We start from the raw sequence: 23,430 nt of genomic DNA on the forward strand, positions 1-23,430 counted from the left end.
GGACATCGATTCGGTTCCGCCGCTGTCCGCGAACCGCTTCCCTCAAGGGCTTGGCCGGTTTAGGGACTGATAAATGACTGTCGCGCTGAATGTATCCCGCTCCATCCTTGGACAACCGTGGCGCTGGCGGGGTGCGGGCGCGGATGCTCGCGAGCCCGGCTATCTGCCCGACGACCTCGTCACACAGCTGTTGCTCGCCCGAGGCTGTCCGCGCGAGGCGGTGGATGCGCATCGCAATCCCACCATCCGTCATTTCATGCCTGACCCCAGCCTGTTCCGCGACATGGACAGCGCGGCCGAGCGGCTGGCGGATGCGGTGCAGAGCGGCGAACATGTGCGGATTTTCGGTGACTATGACGTGGATGGCGCGACCAGCGCGGCCTTGCTGATCCGGCTGCTGCGCGATCTTGGCCTGTCCGCGCGGCCTTACATCCCGGATCGGTTGATGGAAGGCTATGGCCCGTCTGGCGAGGCGCTGGTGCGGCTGGCCGGGGAAGGGGCGACGTTGATCGTCACCGTCGATTGCGGCGCTCAGGCGTTCGAGGCGCTCGCCATGGCGAAGGCGGTCGGCGTCGATGTCGTGGTGGTGGATCACCATAAATGCGCCGCAGCGCTTCCCGAAGCGTTCGCGCTGGTGAACCCGAACCGGCTTGACGAGGTCGAGGAAGCGGCGGCTCATGGTCATTTGGCGGCGGTCGGCGTCGCCTTCCTCCTCGGCGCGGCGCTGATCCGCGTGCTGCGGCGGCGCGGCTGGTTCGCGCAGCGGGCCGAGCCTGCGCTGATGGAGTTGCTCGATATCGTGGCGCTTGGCACCGTCGCGGACGTGGCGCAGCTCAAGGGGCTGAACCGCGCCTTTGTCGCGCAGGGCCTCAAGATCATGGCCAAGCGCCGCAACATCGGCATCTCGGCACTGATCGACGCCAGCCGCCTCAGCCGGGCCCCGCTATGTCATGATCTTGGCTTCGCGCTCGGCCCGCGCATCAATGCCGGCGGCCGGGTCGGCAAAGCCGACCTTGGCGTGCGGCTGCTGACAACCGAAGACCCGTTGGAAGCAGCGAGCATCGCGGCCGAGCTCGACCAGTTCAATGAAGAGCGGCGCGCGATCGAAGCGGCGGTGCAGGCCGAGGCCGAGGAATTGCTCGCCGCGCAGGGCAACCGAGCGGTTGCGGTGATCGCGGGGCCAGGTTGGCACCCCGGCGTGATCGGCATCGTTGCCGGACGCATCAAGGAAAAGGCCGGGCGGCCTGCGATCGTGGTTGCGATCGACGACGCGGGTACCGGCAAGGGATCCGGGCGGTCCATATCGGGCGTGGACCTGGGGGCGGCCGTGCTGGCAGCGAAGGACAGCGGGTTGCTGGTCGCCGGGGGCGGCCATGCCATGGCGGCGGGATTGACGGTCGCTTCGGACAAGGTGGACGCGCTGGCCGACTTCCTGGACGAAAGGCTTGGACCTGCCGTGGCCCGTGCGCGCGATGACCGCGCATTGCTCATAGATGCTGTGCTCGCGCCTGCGGGGGTCAATCCCGACTTTGTGGCCGCGATCGAGGCGGGTGGGCCCTATGGCGCTGGCTGGCCTGCCCCGCTGGTGGCGGCGGGGCCGATGCGGGTCATCAAGGCGGATGTGGTCGGCAACGGGCATTTGCGCGCCGTGATGGCTGGCGATGATGGCCGTTCGATCAAGACCATCGCGTTCCGCCAGGCCGAAAGCGAGCTGGGCCAAGCGATCCTGGGCGCACCGCGCGATCGCCGCCTGTGGGTCGCAGGGCGCGCCAAGATCGACGATTGGGGTAGCCGCCCGGCAGCCGAGCTGCATCTGGAAGACGCCGCCTGGGCCGATTGAAGAAGAGATGATTTTCTAGGCCCAAAGGGGGTTGACCGGCGCAAGCTCCCCCCCTAAAGCCGCCCTCGCTTCGCAGCACTGCCAGAGCGGTTCTGCAGTGTGGCCCCTTCGTCTAGCGGTTAGGACGCGGCCCTTTCACGGCTGAAACACGGGTTCGATTCCCGTAGGGGTCACCACCCAGCATCTGCTGGGTTTTTTCATCTCCACCGAGATAAGTTCCCCTGAAGCTGGGGATCAGTTTCCCCATCATCCTTTTGCGCGAAAGCTGCTAAGGCATTTCGGGTCTGCGCAGGAGGGATCATGGCGAAGCATCGCATCTACTCGGTCAGCGTTGCGAGCGTCTACCCCCTCTACGTCAGCAAGGTCGAGAAGAAGGGCCGCACCAGAAGCGAGGTCGATCAGATCTTCCGTTGGTTGACCGGACACAGCCAAGAAACGCTTGAGGAGCAGCTGGCGGCCAATGTCAGTTTCGAACGCTTCTTTGCCGAGGCGCCCAAACTGAACCCCGCGCGGCGGCTTATAACCGGCGTGGTCTGCGGCGTCCGCGTCGAAGAGGTCGATGAGCCCCTCATGCAAGAAATCCGCTATCTGGACAAATTGATCGACGAACTCGCCAAGGGCAAGCCGATGGAGAAGATCCTGCGCGCCGATGCCAGCTGAGCGGCTTCGGCCAGTTCCTGCCCTTCAACGCGCTTGAAGCACCATGTTGAATGGCCCTTCCGCGACTCTTTCGACCGACTGGAAGCCGCCGGTGGCGATGACTGCCGCCAGACGAGCTTCGCCTGCTTGCGCGCCCAGGCCTTCGCCGACCTCCTGGTCGAGCGACGTGGGCACGCAGATCATGGTGGACGCGTTGTAGTAGAGCCGCCCAACGGGATTGAGATTGTCTTCCGGCCTGTCGCCTGCAATCGGCTCGACGATCATCCAGCTGCCGCCCGGTGTCAGGATGCGGCGCATGTGTGCCGCGCATCCCTTGGGGTCGCCCATATCGTGCAGACAGTCATACATGGTGATGAAGTCGAAGTCCTTCTCGGCAATGTCCTTGGCCGCTGCTACTTCGAACCGCACCCGATCGCTGAGGCCATGTTCTTGCGCATGACGCCGTGCGTCCTCGATCGATGGTTCGTGGAAATCATAGCCGGTGAAGTGACTTTCGGGATAGGCCTGCGCCATCAGCAAGGTGGAGAAGCCGACGCCGCAGCCGACATCGGCGACCTTCGCGCCGGACCGCAGCTTTGCCTCCATGCCGTCCATCGCGGGTATCCAGCTCTGCACGATGTTGTTGACATAGCCGGGCCGGAAGAATGCGCCGGTCGCGCAGAACAGGCAGCCCGCATGGTCTCCCCATCTGACGCCCTTGCCGTTGCGGAAACATTCTTCGACCTTGGGCTCCGCCTCTATCATGGCGGCGACCATTTCGAAGGCGCCAGCCAGATAGACGGGGCTGTCGGGGTTCACGAAAACCATCGCCTGCTCTGGCGAGACGCTGAACATGCCTGAGCCAGGATCGAAGTCGATGAAGCCATTGGCGGCCTGGGCCATTGCCCATTCCCGCACATAACGCTCATGCAGGCCGCCTGCTCGTTGTGCGAGGTCCGCCGATGTCGCTGCGCCCTGCGCGAGCGCGTCAAACAGGCCTAGCCTGAAGCCGACGCGCACCGTCGGCACGCTGATCGCGCCGCCAAGGTCGTTCAGCATTTTTCCGACAAAATTGTGAAGTTTCGCTTCGTCGATTGACGTCTGCATCATGCCCTCCTCGAAACAGTTCGACTCTCGGCATTTCTCGTGGGCGACCTTATCAGATTAACGGACACGCGGCACGTGATGATTGACGCTGCCGTCGCGAGGAATAGACAGTAAGCAGGACAATATTCGACAGGAGCGGCGGTTGGTTACAGGCTCGGCTGAAGACATGCGGCCAACGCGGTCGCCCGGCATGAAGCTGCTGTTCGCGGCGCTGGTAGCGCTGTCCCTCATCGTGCCGCTGATGCTGATCTATGCTCTGGTATGGGACCGGCAGAGCCAATCGCAGACGGCGCAGGACGCCATCAATGCTGGTTGGGGCGGGCCACAGATCATTGCGGGACCTGTCATTGTCGTTCCGTTCCGTACCACTCAGGTGCAGGAAGAGCAGGTTGACGGCCAGCGGGTGTCGCGCACTGTCGAGACCGAAAAGCTGCTCTATATTTCGCCGGTCGAGAATATAGTCACGACCACCGTCCGTCCGGAAGAGCGGCGCAAGTCGATCTACCGCAGTGTGCTCTACGACGCACGTATAAAGGGAACCGCGCAATTTGCTTTGCCGCAAGACCTGCCACGTTTCGGCATCACCGCCGATCGCCTTTTATGGGAGCGGGCGGAATTGCGGATGGGCGCATCGGATGCGCGGGGATTGACCAGCGGTGGGTCGCTGTCTGCCGGTGGCAAGGCTTTGGCCGTTCAGCCCGGCAAAGGTCCCGGCGCTACCGGAGGGCAGGGTTTCTTCGCCTTTCTCCCCTGGGCGGGCGAGGGCAGACTGACCGTGGCATATGATTTCGGCCTGCGCGGCAGCCGGTCGCTGAGCCTGGTGCCAAGGGGCGGCAAGACCTTCTGGCAGATCTCTTCGACATGGCCGAGCCCGAGCTTTGGAGGCGCCTTCCTGCCCGAGAAGCGGGAGATTTCGGATGGCGGCTTTTCGGCCCGTTACCAGATCGACAAGCTGGCGCTGGGCCAGCCTCCCGTCGCGATGCAGGAATTGGGGCCTCCGCTGCTGGATGGCAGCGCGGGCTATGCCATGGTGGCGGCTGCCGACACTACGGTTGCGGCGAGGCCAGCCGAAGTCATCGGCGGCAATTCCCGCGCGGTGACGGTCGGCCTGATCGAACCGGTCGATCTTTATTCCAAGGTGGACAGGTCGGTCAAATATGGCTTCCTGTTCATAGGCTTCACTTTCCTCGCCTTCCTGCTGTTCGACATTGTCGGCGGCGCGCGCGTGGCTGCGGCGGAATATCTGCTGACGGGGGCGGCGCTGGTGCTCTTCTTCGCCCTGTTGCTTGCCTTTGCAGAGGTCATCGGCTTCACCGCAGCCTATATTCTGGGGGCGGCGGCGATCATTGGCCTGTTGTCCGCCTATAGCGCCGCCGTGCTGGGAAGCTGGCGGCGCGGCCGGTTCATCGGGGCGCTGCTGGTGGGGCTCTATGCCTTGCTGTTCGTGCTGCTCAACCTGGAGGCATGGTCGCTGCTCATCGGTTCGGTGCTGCTGCTGATCGCGCTGGCAAGCGTCATGTACGCCACGCGCAATGTTGAATGGAGCAATGTCGGGCAGCGGAAATCCGGGGAAGCGCAATCCCGCGCGTAGACCGGGTGGATGGGGCATGGCTGCTTCAGGGTTGGCTCGCCATGCCTCCCTCGCGCGCCTGCGTCGGGATCAAAGCCTTGGCGCGACCGTTCTTCATGCCTCAGCAACGCGGCATGAAAGGCAGGGACATCCGTGGCGTCACTTCATTGGCCAAGCCAGCTCATCATCGTTCGTCATGGCCAGAGCGCCGGAAATGTCGCGCGCGATGAGGCGACGGAAGCGCAATCCGATCGCATAGCCTTGTCGGTGCGCGACGCGGATGTCCCCTTAAGTGAGTTGGGCCGTGAACAGGCGCAGGCGTTGGGCCACTGGTTTGCAAGCGAGGCGGAGGATCATCGGCCGGAGGTTCTGCTATCCTCTCCCTATCTGCGTGCATTTCAGACTGCGCAGGTCTTTCGTGAAGCAGGCGGAGCGCGGGCGGACGAGCCGATCTGCTTCGACGAGCGGCTGCGGGAAAAGGAATTCGGAATATTGGACGGGCTGACGACGTCTGGCATCCGTAACCTTGAGGCGGAGCAATATGAGTTTCGCCGGATGCTCGGGAAATTCTACCATCGGCCACCCGGCGGGGAAAGTTGGTGCGACGTGATCCTGCGCCTACGGTCGGTGATGGATACCATATCGTTGCACTATGCCGGGCGCCGGGTGATGATCTTCACGCATCAGGTCGTCGTGCTGTGCCTGCGCTACATCATCGAAGGCCTTGATGAAGCGGAGATTTTGGCGATCGATCAGGCGGGAGACGTCGCCAATTGTGCGATCAGCGACTATGTCTATGACCCCTCGCATGGCCGCAATGGCGGGCTGGTGCTTCGCCGTTATAATGTGACCGCGCCGATGGAAGAAGAAGCGACACCGGTCACGCGCGAACCCGATGCCATTGCAGGAGCGCGGGGATGATGCCGGAGACCCTGGATACCGCCTGGCTGAAGGCGAACCCGTTGCCGGTTGTGGACAGCGATTCAGACAAGAATGAGCGCGGCCGTGTGCTGGTGGTCGGTGGGGCGGAGTTCGTGCCTGGCGCCCTTCGGCTGACGGGCGAAGCCGCGCTCCGGGCGGGGGCAGGCAAGCTGCAGATGGCGACGGTCCGGTCGGCCGCCATGTCACTGGGCGTGCTGGTTCCCGAAGCGGCGGTGATCGCCCTTCCCGCGCAGGAGGATGGTGAGATCGCCGTCGGCGCGGCCGCCGTGCTGAAGCCGCAGCTTGCCCGCTGCGATTCGCTGGTCCTGGGACCAGGTATGAATGTGAGTGCCGGGACGGATCAGTTGGTCGCCGATATTCTGGCTGCGACGGAGCCACCCGTGACCATCGTCCTCGATGCGGCGGCAATGACATCGGCGCGCGATTTACGGTCCACGATCGCAGCGCATGAGGGGCATATCATCCTGACGCCGCATCATGGGGAGATGGCGATCCTGACGGACGAGAGCGCTGAAGCCATCACAGCCGACCCGGTTGGGATCGCGTCGCAGGTTGCGCAGGATTTTCAGGCCGTGGTGATCCTGAAAGGGGACCGCAGCGTGATTGCGGCTCCGGATGGCGCCTGCCTGCTGCATGAGGGCGGTTGCGTCGGACTTGCCACAGGAGGATCGGGTGACGTGCTCGCGGGCATTGCTGGTGGTCTGGCAGCGCGTGGAGCCAACCCTTTCCGCGCCGCTGCCTGGGCAAGCTGGCTTCATGGGCGGGCAGGGCGCGAGCTGGCCGGCACGATGGGACCGATCGGCTTCCTCGCCCGCGAACTGTTGCCCTTGATCCCCCGTTTGCTGGAGGAACCCGGCAGCAGCTAGCGATGTTCGTTGCGCATCCGAATTCATGTTCGTGCGTTTAGTCGAAATGAGAGACACATTTTCGGTCCTGCCGCATCTGGTTCCGATCGTGATTGCCTATTGTCTGGCGCTTCCGATCGGCTGGAACCGGGAGCGGGCGGAACGCAGCGCCGGGTTGCGGACCTTCCCGCTAGTGGCCGTCGCCAGCTGTGGCTTGGTCCAGACGGTCGAGGGCTTAATGGCGCAGGAAGTGGAGGCGCTTGCCCGCGTGTTGGAAGGCGTGATCGCAGGCATCGGATTCCTGGGTGGCGGCGCGATCCTGCAGCAAAGGCATGCCGTGAAGGGCACCGCAACTGCCGCAAGCCTGTGGATCACAGGCGCGATCGGCGTTGCGGCGGGGCTTGGCACCTATGATGTGGCGGTGGTCCTCACGGGCTTCACTCTGCTGACCTTCTGGGTCATGGCGCCGTTGAAGCCCGATGAGAATGAACGGGACGCGGAAGAGACCATCAGCGAGCCCAGCCCGCCGCGCTGAGGCGAGGGCTCAACCGAGCGCCGCTTGCTTTTCGGCCGCTAACCTATCGAGCTCAGCGCGGCTCTTCTTCTCGCTGGCGGATTTCAGCTGCCCGCAGGCGGCCATGATGTCCCGGCCCCGCGGCGTGCGCACCGGAGCGGAGATGCCGCCTTCGAACACGATGTCGGAAAAGCGCTTGATCCGCTCGGGCGTCGAACATTCATAGTCCGTGCCCGGCCAGGGATTGAACGGGATCAGGTTGACCTTGGCTGGGAGCTTGTAGTGACGCAGCAGCCGCACCAGTTCGCGCGCATCCTCGTCGCTGTCATTCTTGTCCTTGATCATCACATATTCGAAGGTGATGCGGCGGGCATTGTTGGCGCTGGGATAGTCGGCACAGGCCTGAAGCAGCTGTTCGATGCCGAACTTCTTGTTGAGCGGCACCAGTTCGTCGCGCACATCCTTGGTCACGGCGTGGAGCGACACGGCGAGGTTGACGCCGATCTCTTCACCAGCGCGCGCCATCATCGGCACCACGCCGGAGGTCGAGAGGGTGATGCGGCGCTTCGACAGCGCCAGGCCATCGCCGTCCATGACGACCTTTAGCGCGTCGCGGACATGGTCGAAATTGTAGAGCGGCTCGCCCATTCCCATCATCACGATGTTGGTCAGCATGCGGCCATCGGTCGTATATTGCGACGCGTCGTCGGCTTCGTCGTCATTGGCCGACGCCATGCTGCCCTTTGGCCATTCGCCCAGCGCGTCGCGGGCCAGCATCACCTGCCCGACGATTTCGCCCGGCGTCAGATTGCGCACCAGCCGCATCGTGCCGGTATGGCAGAAACGGCAGTTGAGCGTGCAGCCCACCTGGCTGGAGACGCAGAGCGTTCCCCGATCGGCGTCGGGGATGAACACCATTTCATAATCCTGGCCATCGTCCGACCGGAGCAGCCATTTGCGGGTGCCGTCGCTCGACACCTGGGCTTCCACCACCTGAGGGCGGCCAACGACGAAGCGCTCGGCCATCCAGCCGCGCATGGGCTTGGCAAGATCGGTCATGGCGTCGAAATCGGTCTCGCCGCGATGATAGAGCCAGTGGAACAGCTGCTTGGAGCGGAGCTTCGCCTGCTTGGCGTCGAGCCCTGCTTCCTCCAGCGCGCCTTTGATCTGCGGGCGCGACAGGCCCATGAGGTCAGTGCGTCCATCTTCACGCGGCGTCACCGCGCGCGGCACGGGCACAGGGTCAATAGCGCCGGGAATCGGCATCAGGGGGCTGGCGGATGAATGCATGGCAGCGCCCATAGCGGATTTTTGCGTATTTATAAAGGGAGCGTCTATCAGCGCAGCCGGGCGCACCCCAATGCCGCCGCGTCGATCGCCGTGGCAGCGCCGCGCAGCGTGTAGGTGTCGGCAAAGGCTCGCCCATTCGCGCCTTGGGTCTGCACGCTCATGCTGCCTGCCGAGCGCATGGCCGCAATGATGGCGGCGTCGGAGCGGGGATCGGGCGCCCACGCGTCAGCCTGGCCCGCGACCAGCGGGAAGCGCCGCTCACCGACATTCAGGATGACGGAAGCGCCATCGGCCCGCACCCGGCTCAGCCGGAAATGCACCTGTCCGCGCACGCGTTGGCGGGGCCAGTTGCCGACCGCTGCAAACCCGCTGCCTGCGCGGCTCACTGGTTTGGCTATGGCGTAGCAGCGCGGCGCTGCCGGATCGCGGAATGCCCCCCAGGCTTCGAACATTCCCAGAGAATCCCGCGCAGCCGCAGGCGTCGAGATCAGCAACGGGAGGAGCCAGAGGCGCTTCATGAAGCTGGCAAAGCCCATCATGTACCCTTTTGCAACCCTTGCCGTCACGAAACGATCAGCAGGCGCTTGCCGCCGCCGCAACAGTGGTTATGAAGGATCATCCATCATTGTCGCCCGGATTCGACCGCATTCGGGCTTTGCGCAGAAAAGAAACGGACAAACAGGGACATGAAGGCCACAATCGAACGCGCCACGCTCCTCAAGAGCCTCAGCCACGTCCAGTCGGTGGTTGAACGGCGCAATACGATTCCGATCCTGTCCAACGTGCTGATCGAAGCGTCCGCCGACGGCGCGATCAAGCTGATGGCGACCGACCTCGATCTCCAGATCGTCGAGAGCGTTTCCGCGCAGGTGGAGCAGCCCGGCGCGACCACCATCAGCGCCCACACATTGTTCGACATCGCCCGCAAGCTGCCGGAAGGCAGCCAGGTTTCGCTGCACGCGGCCGAGGGCAAGATGCTGATCCAGGCGGGCCGAGCCCGTTTCAACCTGTCGACCCTGCCGCGCGACGACTTCCCCGTGATCGCGGAAGGCGATCTGCCCACCAGCTTCGAGCTGCCCGCAGAGACGTTGAAGCAGATCATCGACAAGACGCGCTTCGCTATCTCGACCGAAGAAACGCGCTATTATCTGAACGGAATTTATTTCCATGTGTCGGACGAAGGCCAGCCGGTTCTGAAGGCCGCTGCGACCGACGGCCATCGCCTTGCCCGCGTCACCGTGCCCCGTCCCGACGGCGCCGATGGGATGCCGGGCATCATCATCCCCCGCAAGTGCATCGGCGAACTGCGCAAGCTTCTGGATGAGGTGGAAGGGTCGGTCCAGATCACCCTGTCCGCAAGCAAGATCCGCTTCGGCCTGGGCAGCGCGATCCTCACCAGCAAGCTGATCGACGGGACCTTCCCGGATTATAGCCGCGTCATCCCGACCGCCAATGACAAGCTGCTCAAGATCGATCCCCGCAGCTTCGAGGAAGGCGTGGACCGCGTCGCGACGATCGCGACGGAAAAGACCCGTGCAGTCAAGATGACGCTTGATCGGGACAAGATCACCCTGTCAGTGACCAGCCCGGAAAACGGCACGGCGGCGGAAGAAGTGCCGGGCGCATTCCAAGGCGAGGGTTTCGATATCGGTTTCAACGCCCGCTACCTGCTGGACATTCTGGGCCAGATCGACAGCGAGACGGTCGAGCTGCACCTGGCGGACGCGGCAGCCCCGACGCTCATCCGTGAAAATGACCGGAGCCCGGCGCTCTACGTGCTGATGCCCATGCGCGTCTGAACGTAGGCTCGGCTGAGTATAATGATCAGGGTTTGGAAAGATGCTGGCGATGTTCAGCATCTTTCTTTTTTCCGCTCCCATCGCTGGTTTTCTGTACCCGCACCGAGCCATTATGCCTTTTGGCATAACCGGGTAAGTTTCTTTCAACATCTGTGCGTTACGCACGGCCCATGGCCCCTTCGCGCATCAGGCTGAATGATTCCCTGTCCCGGCCCGCTGATCTTGCGGTGGCGCTGGGCCTTGCCGAGGGCGGGACCGAGGCGTCGGCTTTCTGGATATCCGGCGCCTTTTCCCACATCGCGCGGCTTTGGCCGCTGATCCTGCTGGGCAAGCTGTGCACCGTCGCGCTGCTGCATGTGCCGCTTGGCAGCATCTACTCCATCCTGACATTGCTGTTCATGCTGCTGATCGACGGCGTGCTGATCGTCGGGCCGCGCGCCGAGCGGTTTCACAACCAAAGACCGCATGTGCAGAAATGGTTGATGCTGCCCGCCGTCCTGTTGTCGAGCGTGACATTCAGCATGTTGCTGGGACCGGCGCGTTTTGCCGGACCCTTGTCATTTTCCCTCGCGGCCGAAGTCGCGATGGCGCTGATCGCCATATCCGTGTTCGGCGACCGGCGGTTATTGGGCGTCAGTTATTTTCTTGGAACGCTGATCGTGTCAGCCGTTCAAGGCGCAGGCTTTGCCCAGATCGGCCTGTTGCTGAGCTGCATTGCCGTCATGCTGATCGCTGCTGTCCGCCAGGCGACCGTTGACCTTGAGCGCGCCGTTACCCGGCATCAGCAGGATCTGCGTGCCCAACGATCCGACCGGCTGTTGCAGGAATATGAGCAATCGGGGCAGGGCTGGTTCTGGGAAACGGATCGGCAGGGCTGCCTGACCTATCTTTCACAACCCTTGGCCCGGACGCTCAATGTTCCCGAGGATGACCTTGTCGGGCGGCCGATCACCGACATCGTATCGGCTGGTGATCATCAAAATGGCGGGGGTGAACGCACCCTGGGGTTCCATCTTTCAGCGCGGACCGGGTTTTCGGACGTTCATGTGCGGGCGGCGGCAACGCGCGACGAGCGCTGGTGGTCGATCTCCGGCCAGCCGGTCTTCAATGAATATGGCCAGTTCCATGGCTTCCGGGGAAGCGGGACCGACCTTACGGAAATGCGCCGGAGCCAGGCCGAGGTGCAGCGGCTCGCCCAGTTCGATTCGCTCACCGGGCTCGCCAATCGCGTGCAGATGCTGCAGTCGTTGGAAGATGCCGTCGCTGGCGCGCGCGGACAACCGGGCGATTGCGCATTGCTCATGCTGGATCTGGATCGATTCAAGACGGTAAATGATACGCTTGGCCATCCAGCCGGTGACGCACTGCTGCGGCAGGTCAGCCAGAGGCTCCAGCGCGTGGTCGGTAATCGCGGGCTCGTCGGGCGGCAGGGGGGCGACGAGTTCAAGGTGCTGCTGCCGGGCGGACAGGATCGCGCGCTTCTGTCCCAACTTGCCAAGACGATCATCAGCACGCTTTCGCAGCCCTACACGATCGAAGGCAAAGTCGTCGTCATCGGGGTGTCCGTCGGCATTTCCTGCTGTCCGCAGGATGGCGAGACGGCCGATGCGCTGATCCGCAATGCCGACCTGGCGCTCTATGCCGCCAAGGGTGACGGGCGGGGCGTTCATCGCTTCTATTCATCGGAAATGCATGCCGATGCAGAAGGACGGCGGCAACTGGAGGAGGATCTGCGTCACGCCCTCGCTTCGGACGGGCTGCACCTTGTCTATCAACCCGTCGTGTCCTCCAAGACGGAGCGGGTTACCGGCTACGAGGCATTGCTGCGCTGGATCCATCCGGTGCGCGGGGAGATATCCCCGTCCATTTTCGTGCCGATCGCGGAAGATACCGGCCTTATTGGATCGCTGGGCGAGTGGGTGCTCCGCACCGCCTGCCATGATGCAGCCCAGTGGGAAGAGGATATTCGCGTCGCGGTCAATGTCTCGCCCATCCAGTTCGCCAATCCCGGCCTGCCTGCGACCGTCATGAACGCACTTGCCGCCGCGCAACTCGCGCCCCAGCGGCTGGAGTTGGAGATCACCGAAAGCGTCTTCCTGAACGATGATGAAGGCACCGATGCGATGTTTTCCCGGCTCAAAGGGATCGGCATCAGGCTGGCGCTGGATGACTTCGGGACCGGCTACTCCTCGCTCGGCTATCTGAAGAAAGCGCCGTTCGACAAGATCAAGATCGACCAGAGCTTCGTTCGCGGGGCGGTGATGACCGGCAGCCGGAACAGCGCAATCATCAAGGCCATCGTCAGCCTGGCGGAGGCGCTGGGCATGGACACGACTGCCGAGGGAGCGGAAACGCAGGACGAACTCGCGCTCATCCGCAATCTGGGCTGTAGCCATATACAAGGCTATGTCTATGGCCGCCCGCTCGGCGCCAGCGATGTGCTGGCCCGGCACCGCGTTCATGGCACGGTCGCGCTGGTGGAAGGGTTCCAGTCCAGCCGTCCTGAGCGCAAGACCATGCTGCGCACGGTTGCGGTACATGCCGACGGCCATGCCTATACCGGGCGCATCCGCAATATTTCGGCCACTGGCGCGATGATCGAAGGTCTTTGGAACGTGCCTTCAGGCATGGACCTGACTGTCGAGTTCAGCGACGTGCACAGCGTCCATGCGGTCGTCCGCTGGTCCCGCGACGATCGAATGGGCGTGGAGTTCGCCAGCGCCATCGATATCGCCGCTGCGTGCGCCCTGCCTCGATCACTGGCATCCTGATCCCGCACAGCTTTGCGACCGCGCACAAAAAAGGAGCCGGCGATCGCGGCTCCCATATTGTGCTGAACTGATAACTGTTCAGGCGGCGATCGCTGTCCGCTCCGCCTGAACCATGCCGCGGGCCACGTCCCTGATCAGGGTGATGAACCGCCCGGCCTCGCGAGCGATCATGGCCTTGTTGAAGCAGGCGGCAGCGCCCCGGTCGAGCGCTTCGGCCATGATCGGCGCTCCGTCACGCATCAGGCTGGAGAGCATGATGACGGGGCAGGGATCGATCTCCATGATCTCATCGAGGATGCTGAGGCCATCCCGGCCCGGCATGGCGACATCCAGCGTCACCACGTCGGGCTTTTCCATGCGGATAAGGTCGATCGCTTCTTCGCCATTGCGGGCGACGCCTACGACATCGAACCGGCAATCGCGCTCCAGCAGCGTTTCGATCATTGCGCGGATGGTGAGCGAATCGTCGACCACCATGATCCGTATCGGCTTTGCCATATATTCCTCCGACCCATGTTTTCATGGATCATAACGGACGGAGAATGGAGTCATTTAGGCTAGGGTCAGAAGAAGAGCTTCCGGAAGGAAATGCTGATCGTCCGGCCCAGCGGATCAAGATAGCCCGGCTGGTAGCGCAGCGGCGTTCCTCCTGTGGCGTTGGTCACGTCGCGGCGCGTGTTGAAGACATTGTCGATGCCGATCGACACCCGCGATCCGCGTAGAAACGGGTGGTTCTTCACCAGCGAAGGCATTTGCCCGAGATTGGCGAACAGCCGCAGGTTCGCCGTCGCGAGGCTGCCGAAATCAAGCCGCGACGTGCCGCCCAACGCACCATCGACATGGGTGCCGCTTTCCCAATCGACGCTCAGCCGCGCGCCAAGCCCGTTGTTCGTGTAACCGACGCGGGCCTCCACCTCATGCCTTGGCTGGCCGCCCGATGATCCTGTCGCGTCGCCGTTCAACAGGTCGAGTTCCGGCACGCCCGGCGCGATCAGGATGCTCTCGGTAAAATGCCATGTGTGATAGAGGCTGAAGCTCAGCCGTCCGCCTCCACCACCGCGTCCGCCACCCGGCCCGCCAAAACCGCCGCCTGGACGTCCGCCGCCGCCGGGGCCGCCAAAACTGCCTTGACTACGGGGGTGATCGCTGTCGTTTGGCGCAGGCGGAGGGGGTGCGCCATCCTGGCCTCTCTGCGCTCCGCGCCCGCCACGGTTGCCGAACAGCGCGCGCATGTCCTGCAATTCCTTCGGCCGGTCCTCCGGCTTCGCGCCAGCCGCGCGCCAGGCTTCGACCAGCTTCTGGATGCGGGACTTGAGCGGGAAGGATAGATCGAAACCCCAACGCAGCTGCTCGCTTTGCGACCGTAGATAGTTGATCGGCCGCGCATCGATTTCGGTGAGCGCGCCGTTCACGCGAGTGAAGCGACCATCGAAGGCGTCCTCAATGGCCGGGGTCGGTTCGGGGAACGCCGCGATAGGATTGCTCGTCCGGCTGTTGAGGTAGGTCGCGGTCAAAGTCAGGTTGGGCTTGTCGAACGGCTTCACCGTCGCGCTCAGCCGGAACTGATCCCGCACGCTTTCCTTCAATTGCGCGTTGCCCCCGGTCACCCGCGTCACGAAGACGGTCTGGCCGCTTTGATAGTCGAAGACCGGAATATTCTCCGTTCTAATGACAGGATCGCTGAGCTGGTTGCCCGTAGGTGCTGCCCGGTCCTGGTTGGCGGAAACCAGCAGTTGGACCGCTGGTATCGGCCGCCACCGCACGCCATAGCCTAATGTGGAGAGCGTGCCGAAATCCGAAAGCTCCTGCGCAGCCGCATTCACATTGATGCCGATGTCGCCAACCGCGCCGAGGACGCCCCTCGCCTTGCTGGTGATGGGCAAGTCGAGCGTTACCTGTCCGCTGGCGATCTGCCGGTCATAGTCATTGCTGCGCTCGGTTCCGTTGCGGATCGACCAGGCTTCGAAGCCGTTGGCCGATGCGCCCACCCGGACCGAGCTTGTCACGGCGCCTGCGGGTAGGTCGACCACGGGGCCCGACAGTAGCAGGTCGCCCGTCACGGCCCGCGACCGCGCGCTCGCCCGGTCGGTTGAACTCGATCGGTCGGTTCGCGTGCGTGTGTCCGACACATCGCCATTGCCGGTGAAGGACCATTGCCAGCCTTTGCCGAGCAGCCCGTTGAACGTCAGCCCCAGATGGCCGGTCGTTCCGCGAATCTGCTGATCGAGCCGGTTGTCGCGCAGGAATTCGGCATAGCGCGGTCCATCGCCGATCGGCGCGGCGAGTGCTGCCGCCGAAAGCCCTTGCAGCGTGTCATTGTCCGAAAGCTCGACGCGACTATTGACGGTCATCGACACGCCGCCGAGCGCGCGGGCATAGGTGGCGTTCGCGGATATGCTTTCGGTCGCGGGGCTGAGAGTGCGAAAGCGGGTGACGTCGATCAGCGCCGGGTTACTCACCGTTCGTTCGATCCCGCGCTGGCTCTCCAGCAAGGAAGCGGCTGCATTATATTTGACGTTCAACGTGAAGCGATTGTCGCCCCGGATACGCAGCAGGCCCGCCTCGGCCGATCCGCTTTCCCGTCCACCATCGGTGGTCGTAGCCGCCCGCAGATCGGCAAGCTCTGCACGGAAGCGCTGGCGAAGCACGATGTTCGCCACCTTCTGTGTCGGGGCATAGCCATAGGACAGGGCGACCTGTTCGGGCAGGATATCGACCCGGGCCACGGCCTCCGACGGGATGTCCTGAATCTCGGAAAAGCTGGATATGCGCTTGCCGTTCAGCAGAACAACCGGCGTTCCGTTGGTCTGTGCCGACAACTCGGTGATCATTTCCGAAATGGATGTCACGCCCAAAGCGCGGATATCGGCGGAGGAAAGCTGCTGTTCGGGCTTGATATTGCCCAGCACAGCGCCACGCTGGGGCTGGCCGGTGACGACGATCTCTTCCCCTTCGTCGATCTGCACCGGCGGCTCCTGGGATGCAGTCTGCGCCATCAGCGCAGCGGGCGACGCGCCCAATAGGAAAAACAGCATCAGCGAAGCCGGTCGGCGCACGAACATACCCCTTTTGGAAAAAGCGAACCCTTGATGGTCCGTCACTAGGGGCGAACTGTCTCAAAATCTTGGCAAGGCCAAGGCTAATTTGTCGCAAATTGTAGCAGTTGCCGTCGCGCGCTGCGGAACATCTGTATGGACAGGCTTATCCTGCCGCCTGTTCCCTTCGCCGATCGGCTCGCCTAGGCTTTGCCGATGCGCACCTTATATCCGGTCACCGACCCTCATGCCTCCGGCCATCTCGACGTTGGCGATGGCCATTTCATCTATTGGGAGCGCGCGGGCACGCCGGGCGCGAAGCCTGCGGTCTTTCTCCATGGCGGGCCGGGCGGCGGCATCTCGCCCGATCATCGCCGCCTGTTCGATCCGGACCGCTATGATGTCCTGCTATTCGACCAGCGCGGGTGTGGCCGTTCGACGCCGCACGCGTCGCTGGAGGCGAACAGCACATGGCACCTCGTCGCGGATATCGAGCGGCTGCGGGAGTGGATGGGCGTGGATCAATGGCTGGTGTTCGGCGGAAGCTGGGGATCGGCGCTCGCCCTCGCCTATGCGCAGAGTCATCCCTCCCGCGTCAGCGAATTGATCTTGCGCGGGATTTTCACGCTTCGCCAACAGGAGATCGACTGGTATTATCAGGAGGGTGCGAGCCGCATCTACCCCGACAAATGGGAACGTTTCCTCGCTCCCATAGCGGAGGAGAATCGCGGCGACCTGCTTCATGCCTATCACCGCTTGCTGACGGGCGACGATCGTGCGGCACAGATTGCTGCAGCGAAGGCCTGGAGTGTCTGGGAAGGCGAAACCATCCGTCTGCTGCCCGATGCTGCCTTGTCAGGCACGCATGATGACGACGCCTTCGCTCTGGCCTTTGCGCGGATCGAGAATCATTATTTCGTTCATCGCGGTTGGCTGGAAGAGGGGCAGCTCATTCGCGATGCGGGTAAGCTAAGCGGCATTCCCGGCGTCATCGTTCAGGGTCGGTATGACATGGCCTGCCCTGCGGAAACAGCCTGGGCACTGCACAAAGCTTGGCCTGAAGCGCGGTTCGAGATGATCGAGGGCGCGGGGCACGCCTATAACGAGCCCGGCATTCTCCACGCCCTTGTCCGCGCCACGGATGGTTTTGCCGCTTGAGGCCCTTCCAGTGCGCAGGGAGAGCAGCCGTGGCGCGGCCGAGGACAAGAGCCTCAAGGTTCGCCGTTGGACTCCTGCATCCGCCGTTCCGCAAACCATTGCTCCAGCATCTTGGCGGTGCAGCCGGTGAAGCCGTTGCTGCCGATGGCCGAGCAACTGCTGGGCAGATTCTGCCGCTGAACCTGCTCCATCGTCGCCACCTGACTGCCCCAGCCCGGCCCACCCGACGGCGCTGGCTTTTCGCGCAACTTCTTGGGGATGCGGTAGCGTTCGGACTCGGGTTTGCGCGCGCAGACGATGATCTCGTCGCCCTCGCCCTTGGGGCAGGGGTCGTCCCCATAGACGATGAGGTTGAACACGCGCTGAGGGGGGTCTGCGCTGGCTGGCGTGAGCGACAGGAAGGGCGCCAGCGCCGCTAAGCCAAGCAAGGCATGTACAGGAAAGCGCATTGGTGAATATCCTCCATTCGCCCCTGTCCACCGGCGGACTGCCCAAATCCGCCCATTTATTCAGACGCCGAGCGTCGCGCGCACCGTCAGGGTTGCGGGGGCGTGCCCGGCTGGGGAGCAGTCTGCTGCGGTTGTCCGGCTTGCGCCTTTTCCTCCGCCACGGCTCGCGCTTCGATCGCCTTGCTATCCTCATCGATCGTGGAAAGCCGCCGTGCCCGTTCCGCTTCGACCAGGTCCTTCCAGCTGGCATTGTCCGCCGCCTGCCGTTCTGCCTTGGCAAGCCGGGCCAACTGGTTGAAGCAGCCGGTGAACCCGCCGGGGCCGGTGGCCGAGCAGCTTTCCGTGCCGGTGCGGCCGACATATTCCATGGATCGCACGCGCTCACCCCATGCCTGATTGCTCGGCTTGTTCGGATCGCCGCGCAGCGGCTCGGGGATGCGATAGCGTTCTTCCTCGCCCTTGCGCGCGCAGACGACGATGTCGCTGCCAGCGCTTTGCGGGCAGGGGTCCTCGCCATAGACGATGACGAGGTTCACTCGCTCCGATCCCGTCGTTCCGGCAGCGGCGGTGGGCGCCTGTTCCTGCACGGGTCCGGTCTGCTGCTGCGCCATGGCAGGCAAAACGCTCGCAGCCATCAGCAGCATGGCGGCTGTCGCGGTCTTCATCATCGTCCTTATCTCCTCAGATCCGCTTCGACAGCGCGATTGCAGCCCGGCACCCCAGGCGAATGACACCCGAAAGCAGCGGATAGGCGGGCGCCTGTTCCGCTCCACGGGCGATCGCGGTTTCGCGATGCTCGACCTCTTCCGCCTGAAAATCCGTGATGGTGGCGGCAAGTTCCGCATCTTCATTCGCCAGCTCCGCCAGTTGCTCGGCATAATGGCGGTCAATCTCCGTCTCGACAGCGGCGGTGCAGGCCATGGCGGCGCGGGGGCCAATCGCAGCAGTGACTGCGCCCAGCGCGAAACCCGCGACGTTCCAGATCGGCTGCAATGCGGTCGGACGCACGCCGCGCCGCGCGATCATTGCGTCAAATATCTTGCGGTGCCGCTCCTCCTGCGCCGCCATGCCCGCGATGATGCGGGCGTCGGGGTGCCGATCGCCAAGGACTGCAAGCTGCCCGGCATAGATGCGCGTCGCGCCGAACTCGCCAGCCTGATCCACGCGCAACATCCGCGCGCGATCATCTGCCGTCACCCGCCGGCCGGGGCGGGGGAAATCCCTGGTCGCGCTCATGCCTCTTTCCTCGACTTGATCAGCAGGGCAAAGATGGCGAGGGCGCTTGCTCCCGACAAGAGCCCATTGAAACCCGCCAGCGAAATGCCCAGCAAAGTCCAAGGCGCGACGTCGCAGCGCGTGATCGGGGTTGCCATGATCTGGTTCAATATGTCGGCCGGATTGCCCGCCGTTGGAGAGGTGGAGCAGGCCGTCAGCCCCTGCCACCAGCCATATTCGACACCCGCATGGAAAAGGCCGATTGCGCCACTGATCCCGATCGCCAGCGCCGCCAGCCCTGCGAACAACGCGCTGACGCAGGGGCGCCTTGTCGTGCCATAAGCGATCAAGGCCAACGGGACCGCCCCCATATGCGGATAGCGTTGCCACCAACACATTTCGCATGGGTGCAGGCTGCCCAAATATTGCGAGGCGTAAGCGCCACCCAGCAGCAGCAGTGGCACAACAAGGGCAAGGAAGCGGGCGAGGGGCAAGCTCTTCATTGTGCCCGCTTAAACGGCCTTGAACCTTTCGTCATGCTGAACTTGCGTCAGCGCCCGAACTTCCGCTGGGTCTTGCCGTAGCGCAGCTTGCGCGTGCCGGGCTTGCCTTCGGTGGCGCGGCCGCGCGGCGATGCGACCTGCTCGTCCATGGGCAGGCCAAGCTCGTCCGCCTCCAGTTTGCGGATTTCGTCGCGGATGCGGCCTGCTTCCTCGAATTCCAGGTCGGCGGCGGCGGCGCGCATCTTCTTTTCCAGATCCTCGATATAGGCGCGCAGGTTATGGCCGACGAGGTGCGGGCGGTCCTCCAGACCCGTGTCGACCGTGACCTGATCCTTGCTCGCCACATGGGCGATGATGTCGCCGATGTTGCGCTTGATCGTTGTCGGCGTGATCCCGTGTTCGAGATTATAGGCCTCCTGCTTCTCGCGGCGGCGGCTGGTTTCGTTGAGGGCGCGCTCCATGCTGCCGGTGATGCGATCGGCATAGAGGATGACCCGCCCTTCGACATTGCGCGCGGCGCGGCCGATGGTCTGGATGAGCGAGGTTTCGGAGCGCAGAAAGCCCTCCTTGTCCGCGTCGAGGATCGCGACGAGCCCGCATTCGGGAATGTCGAGCCCTTCGCGCAGCAGGTTGATGCCGACCAGCACGTCATAAACGCCCAGGCGCAAGTCGCGGATCAGTTCGATACGCTCCAGCGTCTCGACGTCGCTGTGCATGTATCGGACCTTCAAGCCCGCCTCATGCATGAACTCGGTCAGGTCCTCGGCCATGCGCTTGGTGAGCGTGGTGACGAGCGTGCGATAACCCTTCTTCGCCGTCTCCCTGGCTTCATGGATCAGGTCGTCCACCTGATCCTCGACCGGCTTGATCTCCACCGGCGGGTCGATGAGGCCAGTGGGGCGGATGACCTGCTCGGAAAAGACGCCGCCGGTCTGTTCCATTTCCCACGAGCCGGGGGTTGCCGAAACGCTGACCGTCTGCGGCCGCATCGCATCCCATTCGTTGAAGCGCAGCGGACGATTGTCGATACAGCTTGGCAGGCGGAAGCCATATTCGGCGAGCGTGATCTTGCGCCGATGGTCGCCACGCGCCATCGCCCCGATCTGCGGGATGGTCTGGTGGCTTTCGTCCACGAACAACAGCGCGTTTTCGGGCAGATATTCGAAGAGAGTCGGCGGCGGTTCACCGGGCAGGCGGCCGGTCAGGAAGCGGGAATAATTCTCGATCCCCGCGCAGGAGCCTGTCGCGGCGATCATTTCGAGATCGAAATTCGTCCGCTGCTCCAGTCGCTGCGCCTCCAGCAGCTTGCCCTCTGCGACGAGTTCCTTCAGCCGCTCGGCCAGCTCGAAGCGGATCGCTTCCATCGCCTGCTTCAGCGTCGGACCGGGCGTCACATGGTGCGAATTGGGGAAGACCTTCACATAGTCAAGGCTGGCGATCTTCTTGCCCGTGAGCGGATCGAACTCGACGATCTCTTCTATCTCATTGCCGAAGAAGCTGATGCGCCAGGCCGTGTCCTCATAGTGGGACGGGAATACTTCCAGATTGTCGCCCTTCACCCGGAAGTTGCCGCGGGCAAAGGCAGCGTCGTTGCGCTTATATTGCAGCGCCACCAGCTTGCGGATGATCTCCCGCTGATCTTCGATAGCGCCCTTCTTCATCGAGAAGGTCATGGCCGAATAGGTTTCGACCGAGCCGATGCCGTAGAGGCATGATACGGATGCGACGATCAGCACATCGTCTCGCTCCAACAGCGCGCGGGTGGCGGAGTGGCGCATCCGGTCGATCGCCTCGTTCACGCTCGATTCCTTTTCGATATAGGTGTCGGAGCGCGGCACATAGGCTTCGGGCTGGTAATAGTCGTAATAGCTGACGAAATATTCGACAGCATTTTCCGGGAAGAAGCTCTTGAACTCGCCATAGAGCTGCGCGGCGAGAATCTTGTTGGGCGCAAGGATCAGAGCGGGGCGTTGCATCGCCTCGATCACCTTCGCCATGGTGAACGTCTTGCCCGAACCAGTGACGCCCAGCAGCACCTGGTCCTTTTCCCCCGCCCGCGCCTGTTCCACCAGTTCGGCGATCGCGGTGGGCTGGTCACCCGAGGGCTCATAGTCCGAAACCAGCTTGAACGGACGCCCGCCCTCGCTCTTTTCCGGGCGCGCGGGACGGTGGGGGACGAAGCCTTCGCCGGTCTGGGGCTCGTCCAGCGTTGTGCGAATCTGAATGGACATGCGGGCCAATATGGGCATGGTCCCGCACCACAGCAATGTGGGGCAGGCATCCCACGCAACGATAGCGGAGGACTCGATGCGCAAGGCCATTTTTCTGTTCACCTCGATGGCCATGTTGCAGGCATGCGCGACGACCACGGCCGGGACGGGATCGACGCAGACGCCGCCATCGGTGATGCAGGGAACGAAGTCGCGCACCGCCAGCTATCTGGGTGGCGGCGCGCTGCCCGACGGCCTCCAGTTGTCGCCGCCGCCTCCAGCGGCTGGATCAGCGGCTGAAGCGCGCGATAAGGAAGGGGCAGCCGCCGCTCTCGCCATGCGCGGCAGCGCGCGTTGGGATCTCGCCAAGGCGGATGCGGATCTGCGCCCAGCCCACGCCGCTGCCGCATTTTCCTGCTCGGCCGGCATTCTCATCGATCAGGCGCATACACCTGCGCTTGTCCGCCTTCTGTCACGGGCCATGGGCGATCTCGGCGGCTCTACCGGCGAGGTGAAGAAGCGGTACATGCGGCAGCGTCCCTTCATGGTGAATGGGCAGCCGATGTGTACCCCGGACTGGGACAAGGTTCTGCGCCGTGACGGCTCCTATCCTTCCGGCCACAGCGCGATCGGCTATGGCTTTGGCCTTATCCTGGCCGAAGTCATGCCGGATAGGGCGGCAAAGCTGGTCGCGCGTGGCCGGGCGATGGGGGACAGCCGCCGCATCTGCAATGTGCACTGGTTGAGCGATATCGAGGAGGGACGCGTCATTGCTTCGGCCACGGTGATGCGCCTCAATGCCGATCCCGCCTTTGCCGCCGATCTCGCCGCCGCCCGCAAGGAGGTCGCGGCGCAGCGGAGCAAATCCGCCGAAGCCGCGCCCGATTGCGCGCAGGAGGCGGCGGCGCTCAGTCAATAGCCGCAGGATCATTTTCCATCCCTCGTCTGTCCTGATATGCTGCCGAACAGAGAGGCCGGGCCATTCCGGCATCAACGGGGGAATATCATGTTGAAAGCCTTGGCCGTCATTGTTCCTGCGGCGCTGTTGCTTGGCGGCTGCGGGGACAAGCCTTCGGGCGAACCGCAGAGCCGCGAGGAAGTGAGGGCAGAGGTGCAGAAGGTGCAGTTGAAGCCCGGCCAGTGGGAAGGAGCCTATACGCTCGAGGATATCGAGATGCCAAACGTGCAGGGCGGCGGCGATCAGATGAAAGAGCAGATGAAGAAGATGATGAGCCGCAGCTCGATCAAATATTGCGTTTCGCCTGAAGAAGCGGCGAACCCGAGCGGCAAGATGTTCTCTGGCCAGGAGAGCAAGGATTGCACCTACAAGGGCTTTGACGTCAGCGGCGGGTCGGTGAAGGGCGAAATCGCCTGCAAGTCGGAACATGGCACCATGAATGCCGTCATGTCCGGCAGCTACGCGCCCGAAAGCTATGAAATGCACATGGACATGAAGATGAGCGGTGCTCCGGGCGGCATGAACATGAGCATGAAGGCAAAGACGACCGGCAAGTGGGTCGGCGCGGACTGCGTCGCATCCTGA

Annotated in this window: 21 protein-coding genes and 1 tRNA gene; 12 read left to right on the plus strand and 10 right to left on the minus strand. The window is 63.5% G+C overall.

Going from position 1 to position 23,430, the window contains the following annotated elements; translation table 11 throughout:
• Positions 1 to 73 precede the first annotated feature (73 nt).
• The 3 genes from recJ to NCHOL11_RS01430 all read left to right on the plus strand — a co-directional run bounded on the left by recJ (position 74) and on the right by NCHOL11_RS01430 (position 2,500).
• Entirely contained in the window at positions 74 to 1,840 is a 1,767-nt protein-coding gene (gene recJ / locus NCHOL11_RS01420) for a single-stranded-DNA-specific exonuclease RecJ (protein ID WP_097090733.1), read from the plus strand.
• Positions 1,841 to 1,941: 101 nt separating this feature from the next.
• A tRNA-Glu gene (locus NCHOL11_RS01425) sits at positions 1,942 to 2,016 on the plus strand.
• Between the two features lie 124 nt (positions 2,017 to 2,140).
• Positions 2,141 to 2,500 carry a DUF2200 domain-containing protein gene (locus NCHOL11_RS01430; RefSeq protein ID WP_097090734.1) on the plus strand — a complete coding sequence of 120 codons (360 nt, stop codon included), beginning with the start codon at positions 2,141 to 2,143 and terminating at the stop codon, positions 2,498 to 2,500.
• A 24-nt stretch (positions 2,501 to 2,524) separates the two neighbouring features.
• Here the strand turns inward: NCHOL11_RS01430 and NCHOL11_RS01435 are convergent, their stop codons facing one another.
• Entirely contained in the window at positions 2,525 to 3,589 is a 1,065-nt protein-coding gene (locus NCHOL11_RS01435; protein ID WP_236575053.1) for a class I SAM-dependent methyltransferase, read from the minus strand.
• A 187-nt stretch (positions 3,590 to 3,776) separates the two neighbouring features.
• On the opposite strand from NCHOL11_RS01435, the gene creD reads away from it, so the two are divergent.
• The 4 genes from creD (at position 3,777) to NCHOL11_RS01455 (ending at position 7,478) form a co-directional block, all read left to right on the plus strand.
• Entirely contained in the window at positions 3,777 to 5,177 is a 1,401-nt protein-coding gene (creD, locus tag NCHOL11_RS01440) for a cell envelope integrity protein CreD (protein ID WP_255254676.1), read from the plus strand.
• Positions 5,178 to 5,309: 132 nt separating this feature from the next.
• On the plus strand, positions 5,310 to 6,077 hold the full coding sequence (locus NCHOL11_RS01445; protein ID WP_097090736.1) for a histidine phosphatase family protein: 768 nt from the start codon (positions 5,310 to 5,312) through the stop codon (positions 6,075 to 6,077).
• Entirely contained in the window at positions 6,074 to 6,964 is an 891-nt protein-coding gene (locus NCHOL11_RS01450) for an NAD(P)H-hydrate dehydratase (protein ID WP_176502158.1), read from the plus strand. The genes NCHOL11_RS01445 and NCHOL11_RS01450 overlap by 4 nt, the downstream gene beginning before the upstream one ends.
• Before the next feature lie 46 nt (positions 6,965 to 7,010).
• On the plus strand, positions 7,011 to 7,478 hold the full coding sequence (locus NCHOL11_RS01455; RefSeq protein WP_217991035.1) for an MgtC/SapB family protein: 468 nt from the start codon (positions 7,011 to 7,013) through the stop codon (positions 7,476 to 7,478).
• Positions 7,479 to 7,487: 9 nt separating this feature from the next.
• On the opposite strand, the gene rlmN is transcribed toward NCHOL11_RS01455, so the two are convergent.
• Entirely contained in the window at positions 7,488 to 8,759 is a 1,272-nt protein-coding gene (gene rlmN, locus NCHOL11_RS01460; RefSeq protein WP_441339461.1) for a 23S rRNA (adenine(2503)-C(2))-methyltransferase RlmN, read from the minus strand.
• A 35-nt stretch (positions 8,760 to 8,794) separates the two neighbouring features.
• A complete protein-coding gene (locus tag NCHOL11_RS01465) occupies positions 8,795 to 9,265 on the minus strand; it encodes a hypothetical protein (RefSeq protein ID WP_097092652.1) in 471 nt (156 codons plus the stop codon).
• A 168-nt stretch (positions 9,266 to 9,433) separates the two neighbouring features.
• Between NCHOL11_RS01465 and dnaN the strand changes: the two genes are divergently transcribed.
• Positions 9,434 to 10,546, plus strand: coding sequence for a DNA polymerase III subunit beta (dnaN, locus tag NCHOL11_RS01470; protein WP_097090738.1), 1,113 nt, complete (start codon positions 9,434 to 9,436; stop codon positions 10,544 to 10,546).
• Between the two features lie 170 nt (positions 10,547 to 10,716).
• Positions 10,717 to 13,317, plus strand: a complete 2,601-nt coding sequence (locus NCHOL11_RS01475) for an EAL domain-containing protein (RefSeq protein ID WP_097090739.1) — start codon at positions 10,717 to 10,719, stop codon at positions 13,315 to 13,317.
• A gap of 78 nt (positions 13,318 to 13,395) precedes the next feature.
• On the opposite strand, the gene NCHOL11_RS01480 is transcribed toward NCHOL11_RS01475, so the two are convergent.
• The gene (locus tag NCHOL11_RS01480; protein ID WP_255254677.1) at positions 13,396 to 13,815 is read right to left on the minus strand and encodes a response regulator; all 420 of its coding nucleotides are present in this window, start codon (positions 13,813 to 13,815) and stop codon (positions 13,396 to 13,398) included.
• Between the two features lie 65 nt (positions 13,816 to 13,880).
• Positions 13,881 to 16,379: a TonB-dependent receptor gene (locus NCHOL11_RS01485; RefSeq protein WP_441339462.1), complete on the minus strand. Its 2,499-nt coding sequence runs from the start codon at positions 16,377 to 16,379 to the stop codon at positions 13,881 to 13,883.
• A gap of 189 nt (positions 16,380 to 16,568) precedes the next feature.
• On the opposite strand from NCHOL11_RS01485, the gene pip reads away from it, so the two are divergent.
• Entirely contained in the window at positions 16,569 to 17,510 is a 942-nt protein-coding gene (pip, locus tag NCHOL11_RS01490; protein ID WP_097090740.1) for a prolyl aminopeptidase, read from the plus strand.
• 53 nt (positions 17,511 to 17,563) lie between these two features.
• Here pip and NCHOL11_RS01495 read toward each other — a convergent pair whose 3' ends face one another.
• The 5 genes from NCHOL11_RS01495 to uvrB all read right to left on the minus strand — a co-directional run bounded on the left by NCHOL11_RS01495 (position 17,564) and on the right by uvrB (position 21,908).
• Entirely contained in the window at positions 17,564 to 17,959 is a 396-nt protein-coding gene (locus NCHOL11_RS01495) for a hypothetical protein (RefSeq protein ID WP_097090741.1), read from the minus strand.
• 86 nt (positions 17,960 to 18,045) lie between these two features.
• Entirely contained in the window at positions 18,046 to 18,627 is a 582-nt protein-coding gene (locus NCHOL11_RS01500; RefSeq protein ID WP_097090742.1) for a hypothetical protein, read from the minus strand.
• 13 nt (positions 18,628 to 18,640) lie between these two features.
• Positions 18,641 to 19,195 (minus strand): demethoxyubiquinone hydroxylase family protein, encoded by a 555-nt coding sequence (locus NCHOL11_RS01505; protein WP_097090743.1) that lies wholly within the window; start codon positions 19,193 to 19,195, stop codon positions 18,641 to 18,643.
• Entirely contained in the window at positions 19,192 to 19,677 is a 486-nt protein-coding gene (locus tag NCHOL11_RS01510) for a disulfide bond formation protein B (protein WP_097090744.1), read from the minus strand. Before NCHOL11_RS01510 ends, NCHOL11_RS01505 begins: the two co-directional genes overlap by 4 nt.
• Positions 19,678 to 19,724: 47 nt before the next feature.
• Positions 19,725 to 21,908: an excinuclease ABC subunit UvrB gene (gene uvrB / locus NCHOL11_RS01515; protein WP_097090745.1), complete on the minus strand. Its 2,184-nt coding sequence runs from the start codon at positions 21,906 to 21,908 to the stop codon at positions 19,725 to 19,727.
• Here uvrB and NCHOL11_RS01520 point away from each other — a divergent pair.
• Together NCHOL11_RS01520 and NCHOL11_RS01525 are read left to right on the plus strand one after the other, a co-directional pair.
• Positions 21,907 to 22,806 (plus strand): acid phosphatase, encoded by a 900-nt coding sequence (locus NCHOL11_RS01520; protein ID WP_255254678.1) that lies wholly within the window; start codon positions 21,907 to 21,909, stop codon positions 22,804 to 22,806. The two genes, uvrB and NCHOL11_RS01520, sit on opposite strands and share 2 nt — an antisense overlap.
• 87 nt (positions 22,807 to 22,893) lie before the next feature.
• Positions 22,894 to 23,430 carry a DUF3617 domain-containing protein gene (locus NCHOL11_RS01525; protein WP_097092656.1) on the plus strand — a complete coding sequence of 179 codons (537 nt, stop codon included), beginning with the start codon at positions 22,894 to 22,896 and terminating at the stop codon, positions 23,428 to 23,430.

The organism is Novosphingobium sp. Chol11 (genome assembly GCF_900218065.1).
Lineage (GTDB): Bacteria > Pseudomonadota > Alphaproteobacteria > Sphingomonadales > Sphingomonadaceae > Sphingobium > Sphingobium agri.